10 protein-coding genes are annotated in these 12169 nt (G+C 70.6%); 8 read left to right on the top strand and 2 right to left on the bottom strand.

Annotated elements, in window-relative coordinates:
• Nucleotides 1-80: 80 nt before the first annotated feature.
• Nucleotides 81-914 (bottom strand): NAD(P)/FAD-dependent oxidoreductase, encoded by an 834-nt coding sequence (locus DBR36_RS10885; RefSeq protein WP_108319295.1) that lies wholly within the window; start codon nt 912-914, stop codon nt 81-83.
• Between the two features lie 51 nt (nt 915-965).
• On the opposite strand from DBR36_RS10885, the gene DBR36_RS10880 reads away from it, so the two are divergent.
• Together DBR36_RS10880 and DBR36_RS10875 are read left to right on the top strand one after the other, a co-directional pair.
• The gene (locus tag DBR36_RS10880; RefSeq protein ID WP_108319293.1) at nt 966-1433 is read left to right on the top strand and encodes a MerR family transcriptional regulator; all 468 of its coding nucleotides are present in this window, start codon (nt 966-968) and stop codon (nt 1431-1433) included.
• 79 nt (nt 1434-1512) lie between these two features.
• Complete coding sequence (locus tag DBR36_RS10875; protein WP_108319291.1) at nt 1513-2892, top strand: ATP-dependent RecD-like DNA helicase; 1380 nt, start codon at nt 1513-1515, stop codon at nt 2890-2892.
• Nucleotides 2893-2904: 12 nt separating this feature from the next.
• Here DBR36_RS10875 and DBR36_RS10870 read toward each other — a convergent pair whose 3' ends face one another.
• A complete protein-coding gene (locus tag DBR36_RS10870) occupies nt 2905-3558 on the bottom strand; it encodes a heme oxygenase (biliverdin-producing) (protein WP_108319289.1) in 654 nt (217 codons plus the stop codon).
• A gap of 186 nt (nt 3559-3744) precedes the next feature.
• Between DBR36_RS10870 and DBR36_RS10865 the strand changes: the two genes are divergently transcribed.
• The 6 genes from DBR36_RS10865 to DBR36_RS10840 all read left to right on the top strand — a co-directional run.
• Nucleotides 3745-5016, top strand: a complete 1272-nt coding sequence (locus DBR36_RS10865) for a serine hydrolase (RefSeq protein WP_181373565.1) — start codon at nt 3745-3747, stop codon at nt 5014-5016.
• Nucleotides 5017-5023: 7 nt separating this feature from the next.
• A complete protein-coding gene (locus DBR36_RS10860; RefSeq protein ID WP_108319285.1) occupies nt 5024-5932 on the top strand; it encodes a DMT family transporter in 909 nt (302 codons plus the stop codon).
• A gap of 81 nt (nt 5933-6013) precedes the next feature.
• Nucleotides 6014-6340 (top strand): DUF3140 domain-containing protein, encoded by a 327-nt coding sequence (locus tag DBR36_RS10855; protein WP_108319283.1) that lies wholly within the window; start codon nt 6014-6016, stop codon nt 6338-6340.
• A gap of 63 nt (nt 6341-6403) precedes the next feature.
• On the top strand, nt 6404-7402 hold the full coding sequence (corA, locus tag DBR36_RS10850) for a magnesium/cobalt transporter CorA (RefSeq protein WP_108319281.1): 999 nt from the start codon (nt 6404-6406) through the stop codon (nt 7400-7402).
• Nucleotides 7403-7482: 80 nt separating this feature from the next.
• Nucleotides 7483-8976 (top strand): amino acid permease, encoded by a 1494-nt coding sequence (locus tag DBR36_RS10845; protein ID WP_108319279.1) that lies wholly within the window; start codon nt 7483-7485, stop codon nt 8974-8976.
• A 135-nt stretch (nt 8977-9111) separates the two neighbouring features.
• A partial coding sequence (locus DBR36_RS10840) for an immunoglobulin-like domain-containing protein (protein WP_146185328.1) occupies nt 9112-12169 on the top strand: 3058 nt, incomplete at its 3' end.

Below are 12169 nucleotides of genomic sequence, written 5' to 3'. Positions count from 1 at the left end.
CCCCTGGGCGTCGCGGGGCCCCCGCCGGCAATGTCCACGACCCCAGTCTAGGAACGACACCTGGGCGGCGCCCCCGCGCGTCACTCCATGACGAGCGACTGCACCACGGCGACGGCGGCGAGCTGGCCGCCGGCGATGGCCGCGGCCAGCGAGAACAGCGGGCCCGGAAGGTGATCGGGCTGAGCGATGTCGCCGACCGCGTACACGCCCTCGACGCTCGTGCGGCCGAACGGATCGGTGCGCAGGGCGCCGCTGTCCTGGCGCATCAGGTCGAGGCCGTCGAGGAACCCGCCGCGCACGCTCCACGTCGGCGCGGCGAAGGCGCCGGCGACCTCGGGTGCCGAGCCGTCGAGCAGGTGCAGGCGCAGCCCGCCGTCGATGCCGACGACCTCGCGCACCGCGGCGGGATCGATCACGAGGACCTCGGATGCCACGGGCTCCAGCATCCGCGCCAGGACGGCGGCGTGCGGCGAGGCGTTGAGGACCGCGACCGGGCGGCCCGCGAACTCGTGTCCGTGGCAGAAGGGGCAGTTGGCGACCGTGTCGCCCCAGTGCGCGGCCAGGCCGGGGATCGGCGGCAATTCGTCGGCGACCCCGGTGGCGAGGATCACCGCGTGGGTGGAGAGCCTCTCGCCCGCGGTCTCGACCGTCAGCACGCCATCGGCGCGCGAGACGCCGGTGGCGGCGGCATCCCGGACCTCGACCGTGTCGTACGCGGCGATCTCGGCGCGGGCGATGCGGCGCAGTTCGGCAGGATCGCGCCCGTCGTTGGTGAGCAGGTTGTGCGCGTGGCGCACGGTGGCGTTGCGGTACTCGCCCGAGTCCAACAGCAGGGTGCGCCGGTGCATGCGCCCCAGGGTCAGTGCCGCCTGCAGGCCCGCGGGACCGCCCCCGATGATGATCGCGTCGTACACGATGAGCCCCCTCCGCTTGTGTTCTCGTCCATCGTGTGACTTCATGTCGACATGAAGTCAAGCGGGGAGTCCATCGGCGCGGCGGCCGCGCGATTCGGCCTCGACACCCACGTGCTGCGGTTCTGGGAGGACGAGGGGCTTCTCCGCCCCACTCGCGACGGCGCCGGACGACGGCTCTTCTCGCAGGACGACGTCGTCCGCGTCGCGGTCATCCTGCGCAACAAGGCGGCGGGCATGTCGCTCGAGCAGATCCGCGTGCTGCTCGACGAGGGGGCGCCCGATCGGCATCGGGTGCTCGAGGAGCACATCGCCGAGCTCGACCGGCGCGCCGCCGACATCGCCGAGGCGCGCGCGATGACGGAGCACGCCCTGCGCTGCCGGTCGCACGACATCGCGCAGTGCCCGCGTTTCCACAGCCACGTCGGCGACGTGCTGTCGGGAGAAGCGCGCTGGCTGCTCGATCGCACCCACCCGGCGGGCGGCCCGGTCGATGCGGCATCCGGATCCGCTTCGACGTGACGCCGACGAGAGCGGTGGCGGCCAGAACCGCGATCCACACGGGCCGTCGCCCGCGGGTGGCGCGAACTAGCATGAACCGGTGACCACGCCTCCCCTCTCCGCCGAACAGCAGGCGCTGTTCCGGTTGATCGAGGACACGCGCGAGCACGTCTTCGTCACGGGCCGCGCGGGCACCGGAAAGTCGACCCTGCTGCAGCACCTCGCCTGGAACACCAAGAAGCAGATCGCGGTGTGCGCGCCGACGGGAGTGGCGGCGCTGAACGTCGAGGGTCAGACGATCCACTCGCTGTTCCGCCTGCCGATCGGCCTGATCGCGAACGGCGACATCGATCAGAACGACGCCACCCGCAAGACCCTCAACGCCATCGACACCCTCGTGATCGACGAGATCTCGATGGTCAACGCCGACCTGATGGATGCCATCGACCGCTCGCTGCGGCAGGCCCGCGGTCGGCGGGCCGAGCCGTTCGGCGGCACGCAGATCGTCATGTTCGGCGACCCGTACCAGCTCGCCCCCGTGCCGCCCCGCGGTGACGAGATGCGCTACATCCGCGACCACTACCGGTCGTTCTGGTTCTTCGACGCGAAGGTGTGGTCGGGCGAGGCCGCGGCCGACGGGCTGATCGACATCGGTCGCCACGGGGCCGACCTGCACGTCAACGAGCTCGTCGAGATCCACCGCCAGTCCGACCCCGGGTTCAAGCAGCTGCTCAACGCCGTGCGCTACGGACGTGTGACGGCCGAGATGGCCGGGGTGCTCAACACCGCGGGGGCGCGGACGCCGCCGCACCCCGCCGACGGCGAGCACCCGATCATCACGCTGGCCACGCGCAACGACCGGGTCAACACCATCAACCGTCGCCACCTCGACGAGCTGGTCGGCCGCACCCAGACCGCCAACGCCGAGATCTCGGGCGATTTCGGTCGCGGCGAGGCGAACTACCCGGCCGAGATGGAGCTCACCCTCAAGGTGGGGGCTCAGGTCATGTTCCTGCGCAACGACAGCGCGCAGTTCGGCGAGGCCCCGCGGTGGGTCAACGGCACGATCGGCACCGTCACCCGCATCGCGGGCGACAGCGTGCGGGTCGAGGTGGACGGCATCGCCCACGACGTCGAGCCGGCCGTGTGGGAGAGGTACCGCTACGCCTACGACCCGGGCACCAAGAACCTCTCGCGCGAGATCGTGGCGGAGTTCACGCAGTTCCCCCTGCGCCTGGCGTGGGCGGTCACGATCCACAAGTCGCAGGGCAAGACGTACGACCGCGCCGTCGTCGACCTGGGAGCCGGAGCGTTCGCCCCGGGCCAGACCTACGTCGCGCTCAGCCGGTTGACCTCGCTCGACGGCCTGTACCTGACGCGGCCGCTGCGGCCCGCCGACATCCGCGTCGACGAGGACGTCCGGCGCTTCATGAAGCAAGCGTGGCTCGCGCGGCAGGACGCCGCGGCGCAGAAGGCCTGAGGGCCGGGGCCGTCAGGCGACGCGCATCGCCTTCGCGCGGGTGAGGTCGGCGAACAGCTCGGTGGTGAAACGGTAGGCCACGAGCACCTCGGCGATGACCCGTTCCTTCTCGTCGTCGTCCCACGGGGCCGCGTCGAGTTGCTCGCGGTAAATGGTCTTGAAGGCCTTGGGGTCGGCGATGTCGCCGAAGAGCAGGAACCCGATGCCGTTGGTCTCGAACCCGAACCGGCGCTGCATCAACCGTCCGATCGAGGGTCCGCCGGACAGGTCGCCGACGAAGCGCGTGTAGTGGTGCGCGACGAAGCCGCCCGGCCACGTCGCGGCGACGCGGCGGATGCGCGAGACGTACGCCTGCGTCGTGGGCAGCGGGTGGATCAGCTCGCGCCAGTCGGGGCCCGAGAGGAACGCGAGGTCGGCCTCGAGGGCCGGGAGTCGGGAGTGGTGATCGCGGATGAAGACGGATGCCACCGGGTCGGTGCGCATGCGGTTCGCGGCCTCTTCGAGCGCGGCGTAGATGAACCAGTGCTGGGCGATCAGAGCCACATAGTCGTCGCGCGTGCCGGCGCCGGTGAGCAGATCGGACATGAACCCGTCGCACTCGCGCGCGGAGTGTGCGGCGCTGGAGCGTTCGCGCAGAGCCGTGGAGAACGGGGCGACGGCGTTCATGCCGCCATCATACGCAGAAACTTAGGATCACCTAACCCCTGATTCCCGCCCGCGAGGCGTCCACGAGGGGGAGTTGTGATGCAGCCGTGACGCCGCAGCGGCGCAAGGGGCGGTTTCGTTCAGGTGCCGTGTGTTTGAATCTTTCGAGAGCGGGCTTCGTCGCGCTCGGAAATGCTGGGGGTGCACATGCGCGGATGGCGTCGTTCCGCGGCCATCGCGATCACGGGCGCGAGCTTGCTCGCCGTCGTCCTGAGCGGCTGCACGGCCCAGGGGCCGGTCACGGTGAACGTCCCGACCCAGGTGGACGCGACCCTGCCCGACGAGACCGTGGCCGAGATGCGCGATGCGGTCACCGCGGCCATCACCGCGACCGGGTCCACCGGCGCGATCGTCGGCGTCTGGGCTCCGTGGAGCGGCACGTGGGTGTCGGGCGTGGGGACGCAGTCCCCCGGCGGCGCCGAGGTGACCCCCGACCTGACCTTCCGCGCGGGCGAGGTCACCGGCGCCATGACGTGCGACGCGCTCTACACTCTCGAGGCCGACGGCACCCTGTCGATGGACGACTCGGTCACTAAGTGGGTGAGCGGCCTGCCCGGGTACGAGGCCATCACGCTGCGCCAGCTCTGCGACGGAACCTCGGGGCTGGGCTCGTACACGACGATCCTCGACGGCATGGTGCTGAACAACCCCGACCGCGTGTGGAACGCACGCGAACTCGTCGCCTACGGCATCTCGCAGCCTCGTCGCAATGCGCCCGGAGAGGCCTTCTCGGCATCCGCGACCAACGCCGACCTGGCGGGGCTGGCCATCGAGCGCGCCACGGGCGAGTCCCTCGCCACCGTCCTGTCCGAGCGGGTCACCGGCCCGCTCGGGCTCTCGGCCACCGGCATCCCCGCTCCGGCCGCGGCCACCCCGGGGCCGTCGTCGTTGACCGGTCACTGGTCGCAGCCCAATGCCGAGGGTGCTTTCGACTGCTCCGCCCCGCTCGAGTTCAGCACGATGTCGTCGAGCTACGGCGGAGCGTCCGCCGGAGCCGTCACCGACATCGACGACCTCGGTCGCTACGCGCAGGCCCTCGCGACCGGCGCGCTGCTGCCGGCCGAGAACGACCGTTTCGCCGCACCCATCCCGGTCGGCAGCGACCAGCCCACGTGGTTCACCGCGGCGGGCGGCGCATACCAGGCCGGCTCACTCATCGGCAAGTACGGCTGGACGCCCGGCTACCTGGTGGGCGCGTTCGCCGACCCTCAGACGGGTATGTCGGTCGCCGTCGTGCTCAACAACTCGGCGGGCAACAAGAACACCGGTGCGTGGCTGGCCTGGCAGCTCGCGGCGATCGCCTCGAAGGCCCCCGCCGCGGCGGGGCAGACGATGCCCGAGGCGGGTCTGCCGTGGACCGCCGAGCAGATGCGCGACACCATCGCCGGCAACGCGATCTGCGCACCGCCCGCCGGATGATCCCCCGGTGACCTGGCGCGGCGGCCCGGGGTCGGCCGCATCCCTCGTCCTGGTGGGCCTGGTGTGCCAAGAGGTCGGCGCATCGTTCGCCGTCATGCTGTTCCCGCAGACGGGACCGCTGGGCATCGTCATGCTGCGGTTGCTCTTCTCGGCTCTTCTGCTGCTCGTCATCGCGCGGCCGCGCGTGAGGGGGCACGCGGGATCCGCCTGGCGCTCGGTCGTCGGGTTCGGGCTGGTGCTGGCATCCATGAACGGGCTGTTCTACCTGGCGCTCGAGCGGCTGCCGCTCGGCGTCACCGTCACCATCGAGGTGCTGGGGCCCCTCACCCTCTCGATCCTCACCGCGACCGGACTCGCGCGATGGCTCTGGGCGGGCCTGGCGCTCGCCGGCGTCGTCGCCCTGGGCGCGGGCGGATGGGACCGGCTCGACCCGCTCGGCGTCCTGTTCGCGCTGGGGGCGGCGGTCAGTTGGGCGCTGTACATCCTGGCGTCCGCCCGGGTCGGCCGGGAGTTCCCCCGCCTCGACGGTCTCGCCCTCGCGATGGCCGTCGGCGCCGTGGTCGCTCTGCCGTTCGGCATCTGGCAGGCGGGCCCGGCGTTGCTGCGCGTCGACATCCTCGCCCTGGGCGCGGCGGTCGCGCTGCTGTCGTCGACCATCCCCTACGCCCTCGAACTGGTGGCGCTGCGGCGACTGGCGGCATCCGCCTTCGCGATCCTCATGAGCCTCGGGCCCGCGACCGCGTCGATCGCCGGCTTCCTGCTGCTCGGACAACGTCTGTCGTGGCTCGAGATCGTCGGCATCGCCCTGGTGATCGTCGCGAGCATCGGCGCCGTGCTCGCCGCCGCCCGCCGCAGCGCGGGCGCCCGGCTGCCGGGACCCGACGCCGAAGAGCCGCTCAGCGAACCCGTCGGCTGATCCGCTGCGTGCGGGATGCCACCGCGGCGGCGCGGGTGCAAGGGGGCCGCGGCGCGACACCGGGGCCGCGAGGATGACGGCATGAGCGACGACGACCAGACCCGCAAGGACTTCGACGAGGCGGTCAACATGACCGCGAGCGAGCTGAAGAAGTGGCTCGACACGGACGAGTCGAAATCGGTCGGGCAGAAGAAGGACGGCGGCGAGTCGACCGGACACGAGAGCGGGCGTCACATCGTGCGCATCCTCGAGAAGAAGAAGGCCGATCTGACCGACGACGACTACGCGCACATGCGCAAGGTCGTGGGTTACGTCAAGCGGCACAGCGCCCAACGGCCGAAGGGCGACGTGACCGAGACCGACTGGCGGTACTCGTTGATGAACTGGGGCAACGACCCGAAGAAGTGACGGCCGTCAGGATGTCGTGAGGATCGCGCACTCGTCATAGCCGCGCACGGTACAACGGAAGACATGCCCATCATCGACAGCGCCGTGTACGTCGACGGCCGACGGATCGAGAACCCGGCGAGCCTCGACCAGACGTTCGAGTACATGGAGGCGCACGGGGGCATGGCCTGGATCGGCCTGCTGCGCCCGTCACCCGACGAGCTGGAGCGCGTGGCCGCTGAGTTCTCACTGCACCCGCTCGCGGTCGAGGACGCCCTGACCGGGCACCAGCGCGCGAAGCTCGAGCGCTACGGCACCAATCTGTTCGCGGTGCTGCGCCCGGCGCGGTACATCGACTCGTCCGAGACCGTCGAGTTCGGCGAGCTGCACGTGTTCATCGGGCCCGACTACGTCGTCACGGTCCGCCACGCCGAGGTGCCGGACCTGTCCGAGGTCCGGCGGCGGCTCGAGAAGAATCCCGAGCTGCTCGCGCGCGGACCCGAGGCCGTGCTGTACGCGATCCTCGACGAAGTGGTCGACCAGTACGACCCCGTGGCGCGCGGCATCCAGAACGACGTGGACGAGATCGAGGACCAGCTCTTCAGCTCCGAGGGTGCCGAACTGACGCAGCGCATCTACGAGCTCGCCCGCGAGGTCATCCACTTCCAGCGAGCGGTGGAGCCGCTGCGCGACATGCTCGAAGCCCTGCTGCGCGGGGCCGGCAAGTACGGCGTCGACATCGAACTGCAGCGCTCGCTGCGCGACGTGCTCGACCACGTTCTGCGTCAGTGCGAGAAGCTGACGGCACTGCGCGCGATCCTCGACAACGCCCTCACGGTCAACGCCACGCTCGTCACCCAGCGTCAGACCGAGACCTCTCTCGAACAGAACGAGCAGGTGAAGAAGATCTCGGGCTGGGCGGCGATCCTGTTCGGGCCGTCCCTGGTCGGGGCGATATACGGGATGAACTTCAAAAACATGCCCGAGCTCGACTGGACGTTCGGCTACCCGATGGCGCTCGGTCTGATGGCGGCGACCTCGTACGGGCTCTGGCTGACGTTCAAGCGCAAGCACTGGCTCTGAGCCCGGACGGCTCGGCGCCGTCCTCGCGTCTTCGCGCTTGTCGGACGCCCATTGCGCGAATCGAGTGGTTCGATGGGGGCATGACCGACACCCCCTCGCGTCCCGGCGACGCCGCCGAGCCGCGCACCACCTCGACCGTGCAGCTGGAGGACAGCGGCTACCACAAGCGTCTGTCGTCGCGGCAGGTGCAGATGATCGCGATCGGCGGTGCGATCGGAACGGGGCTCTTCCTCGGTGCCGGCGGTCGTCTGGCCCAGGCGGGCCCCGCGATCGTCATCTCGTACGCCGTGTGCGGCCTCTTCGCGTTCTTCATCCTGCGGGCGCTGGGCGAACTGGTGCTGCACCGGCCCACCTCGGGGTCGTTCGTGTCGTACGCGCGCGAGTTCTTCGGTGAGAAGGCGGCCTTCGTCTCGGGCTGGTTCTACTGGATCAACTGGGCCACGACGACGATGGTCGACATCACCGCCGCCGCGCTCTACATGAACTTCTTCGGCAAGTACGTGCCGTGGATCGCCGCCGTCCCGCAGTGGGTGTGGGCGCTCGCCGCCCTCGTGACCGTGCTCGCAGTCAACCTCGTCTCGGTCAAGGTGTTCGGCGAGCTGGAGTTCTGGTTCGCCCTCATCAAGGTCGCCGCCCTCGTGGCGTTCCTGCTCGTGGGCATCTACTTCGTCGTCTTCGGCACGCCGACCGGGGCGCCCACGGGCTTCTCGCTGATCGCCGACAACGGCGGGTTCTTCCCCAACGGCATCCTGCCCGCCATCATCCTCATGCAGGGCGTGGTGTTCGCGTACGCGTCGATCGAACTGATCGGCACCGCCGCCGGCGAGACGAAGAACCCCGAGAAGGTCATGCCGCGCGCGATCAACTCGGTGATCTTCCGCGTCGCGGTGTTCTACGTCGGTTCGGTGCTGCTGCTGTCTCTGCTGCTGCCGTTCACCGCGTACTCGAAGGACGAGAGCCCCTTCGTGACGTTCTTCGCCTCGATCGGGGTGCCCGGCGTCGACGTCATCATGAACCTCGTCGTGCTGACCGCCGCCCTGTCGTCGCTGAACGCCGGGCTGTACTCGACCGGACGCATCCTGCGCTCGATGGCGGTCGCCGGCTCGGCGCCGAAGTTCGCCGCGCGCATGAACAAGGCTGGCGTGCCGTACGGCGGTATCGCGATCACGGCGTTCGTCGCACTGTTCGGCGTCGTGATCAACTACGTCAACCCGTCCGACGCGTTCGAGACGGTGCTGAACGTCGCCGCCGTCGGCATCCTGGTCACCTGGGCGACGATCATCGTCTGCCAGATGCGCCTCAAGCAGCTCGCCGACCGCGGACAGCTGGTCAGGCCGTCGTTCCGCCTCTTCTGGGCGCCGTATACGAGCTACCTGACCCTCGCCTTCCTGGTCGTGGTGCTGGTGCTCGTGTTCATCGACTCGCCGTCGACCCTGGTCGTGGCGATCGTCGCGAGCCTGCTCATCACCGCCGGCTGGTTCGCCTGCCGCAGGCGCATCGCCGCGCTCGCCGCCGAGCGCGAGGGATACACCGGCACCTATCCGGTGGTGCCGAGCCCGTACAGCACCGACTGAGTCGCGCGCCGCGGGTCCGTGGACATCCACGGACTCGCGGTAGCGGCTCCCTCGTTGTGAGCGCTAACATGCGGTGCGGTCTTGAACCGCCCCCGCGCCGCGGCGACGACGCCGCGCACGACGAAGGAGTCCCGTGTGACCTCGACCGCACCCGAACGCGCCCCGCGGCGCCGGACGATCAGACGATGGGCCGTGCTCTCGATGGCGGTGACGCTGGGCGTCGGCATGCTCGCGCCGACCGCCGCGCTGAGCGCACAGGCGGCCGACGCCGTGCCCGCCGACGGATTGCTCGTGCAGTACCCGCTCGACGAGACGAGCGGAACGGTCGCGAAGAACACCGCGCCGGATTCGCGCTTCGGCGACGGCGTCGTCGAGGGCACGCCGTCCTGGGCGGGCGGTGGCCAGGGCTTCGCGTTCCCGGGCGGGGACGGCGGGTCGGGTGCGGCGATCAAGCTGCCCGACGACCTCAACGTGGGCCTGGATGCCATCACCGTCAGCTTCGACGTGAAGATCGCCCCCGAGCAGCGCAATTACTACTGGATCTACGGCATCGGCAACACCGCGAACGGGATCGGAGACGGATACCTGTTCGGCTCGGGCGACTCGTTCCACACGGTCATCGCCAGCGGAGGCCCCGCCACCGAGTCGAACATCCAGCCCGCGGCCGACGCGACGCTGGCCCGCGGGGTGTGGAAGTCGTTCACCTACACGCAGGCGGGGAGCACCGGCATCCTGTACGAAGACGGCGTCGAGCGCGCGCGCAACACCGCCGTCCGCACGACCCCCGCGCAGATCGGGCCGACCTCGTTCAACTACCTCGGACGCAGCCCCTTCGCGGTCGACCAGTCGTTCCAGGGGCAGCTGCGCGATTTCCGCGTGTACGACCGCGCCCTCGCCCCGGCCGAGGTGTCGACGCTGGCCGGGACGGTGCTGCGCGAGGCGGTCGCCGACGGCGCCGCCGCTCTCGATCTGGGCGACCTGAGCGCCGTCCGCTCGTCGCTCACGCTGCCCACCGTCGGCGACGCGCAGACCACCGTGACCTGGGCGAGCTCGAACACCGCCGTGCTCGCGAACGACGGAACCGTCACGCGTCCCGCCGCCGGAGCAGCCCCCGCCGAGGTCACCCTGACGGCCACCGTCGCGCGCGGGACGGTCTCGACCACCCGCGCCTTCGCCGTCACGGTGCTGCCCGAAGACGACGCCTACGACGCGCGAGCGATCGCGGCGGCCCTCGCCGTGCCGCACATCGACGACACGCGCGAGAACCTGACCCTGCCCACGTCCCGCGAGACGGCGACGATCTCGTGGTCGTCGTCGAACCCCGCGGTGGTCGCGCCCGACGGCACCGTCACGCGCCCCGCGACGGGCGCCGCGGTGCAGGAGGTGACGTTGACGGCCACCGTGACCGTCGGTTCGGCCACGGCCACGCGCTCGTTCACGGCGAAGGTGCAGCCGCTGCCCGAGGCCGCGGACACCAAGGCGTACTTCTTCCCCTACTTCACCGGCGAAGACGACGACGACGACGAGAAGGTGCGCTTCGGGCTGTCCAACGGCAACGACGCACTCGACTGGACCACCGTCAACGACGACAAGCCCGTGCTGGCCTCGACCCTGGGGCAGAAGGGTCTGCGCGACCCGTTCATCATCCGCTCGCACGAGGGCGACCGGTTCTACCTGCTCGCCACCGACCTGCACGCCTACCGCACGGGACTGACCGAGTCGCAGAACTTCGGCAGCCGCGCGATGGAGATCTGGGAATCGACCGACCTGGTCACCTGGAGCGCGCAGCGGCACGTCGTCGTCTCGGCGCCCGAGGCGGGCAACACCTGGGCGCCCGAGGCCTACTACGACGACAGCCGCGGCGAGTACGTCGTGTTCTGGGCCTCGAACCTCTACCCGAGCGGCGACCCGTCGGTGCCGCGGTGGGAGGGCGACTCGTACAACCGCATGATGTACGCCACGACCCGCGACTTCGTCACCTTCAGCCCGGCGAAGGTGTGGATCGACGAGCAGCAGCCCGGCCAGGGCAACGGCACGATCGACTCCACCATCGCGCGCGAGGACGGGTGGTTCTACCGCTTCACGGTCGCCGAGGGGACGAACATCCCCCGCGTCGACCGCACGCACGACCTGACGTCGTCGATCACGCCCGAGAACAACCCGTGGTTGGGCAGGACCGGCAGCGACTGGCAGACCCGTCAGTCGCGCATCGGCTACGGCCAGACGTACACCGCCACCTCCGGCCGCCTCACGACGTTCGACGAGGGCGAGGGCACCACCGTGTTCCGCCCGAACAAGGGCGACGCCAACGGCGACACCGGGTGGTTCGCGTTCATCGACCAGGCGCCGTACTACGGCGGCGAGGGCTACGTGCCCTTCCGGGCGTCGAGTCTGGCCGCGGGCGACTGGACGATCGCGCAGCAGCGGAACCTTCCCACCTCCGCCCGCCACGGCACCGTGCTGCCGGTGACGGTCGCCGAGTACGAGCGGATCCTCGCGCGGTACCAGGCCGACCGCCTGATCAGCGCGGACGACCTGGCCGTCACGACGGAGCCGGGCGTGGCGCCGGTGCTTCCCGCGACCGTCGACGCGGTGCGCGGCCGGGGCACGGCATCCCCTCAGCAGCTCCCGAAGAGCGCCGTCGCCTGGGATGCCGTCGACCCGGCCTCGCTCACGGCCGGTGCGCGCGTGGTGGTCACCGGCCAGCTGGCCGACAACGGGTTCGTGCAGGCGGTCGTGACCGTCGCGGGTGGGCAGACGCCCACGCCGACGCCGACGCCGACGCCCGACCCGACCGCGTCGCCGACGGCGGAGCCGACCGCGTCGCCCCAGCCGACGACGACACCGAGCGCTTCGCCGCAGCCGACGACCGCGCCCTCCGGCACGCCGCAGCCGACGGCCTCCGCCTCGGCGACGACCCCGATCGCGAGCACGCCCGCGGTGACGGTGTCGAGCACGGTGATCGAGCGGGGCGGCACGTTCACCGTCACGGTGACCGGCTTGGCACCCGGTGAGCAGATCACCGCCGAGCTGCACAGCGATCCCCTGCGTATCACGGGGATCCCGGCGGCCGACGCGGCCGGCCGCGTCTCGTTCTCGGTGCGGGTTCCGTCCGATTTCGCCGCGGGGGCGCACACGCTGATCGTGCAGCGTGCCGACGGCAGCGTGATCGCGCGGCAGGGGGTCACGGTCG

The sequence above is a fragment of the Microbacterium sp. HMWF026 genome, from assembly GCF_003061325.1.
Taxonomy (GTDB): domain Bacteria; phylum Actinomycetota; class Actinomycetes; order Actinomycetales; family Microbacteriaceae; genus Microbacterium; species Microbacterium testaceum_E.
The sequence above is the reverse complement of the archived record's forward strand: the minus strand, read 5'-3'. Positions and strand labels throughout refer to the sequence as shown.

Bases quoted from the DNA above. Each gene is read 5' to 3' on its own strand.
- DBR36_RS10880 (WP_108319293.1), top strand. From the start codon at position 966: ATGAAGTCAAGCGGGGAGTCCATCGGCGCGGCGGCCGCGCGATTCGGC.
- DBR36_RS10870 (WP_108319289.1), bottom strand. From the start codon at position 3,558: ATGAACGCCGTCGCCCCGTTCTCCACGGCTCTGCGCGAACGCTCCAGC.
- DBR36_RS10865 (WP_181373565.1), top strand. From the start codon at position 3,745: ATGCGCGGATGGCGTCGTTCCGCGGCCATCGCGATCACGGGCGCGAGC.
- DBR36_RS10855 (WP_108319283.1), top strand. From the start codon at position 6,014: ATGAGCGACGACGACCAGACCCGCAAGGACTTCGACGAGGCGGTCAAC.
- corA (WP_108319281.1), top strand. From the start codon at position 6,404: ATGCCCATCATCGACAGCGCCGTGTACGTCGACGGCCGACGGATCGAG.
- DBR36_RS10845 (WP_108319279.1), top strand. From the start codon at position 7,483: ATGACCGACACCCCCTCGCGTCCCGGCGACGCCGCCGAGCCGCGCACC.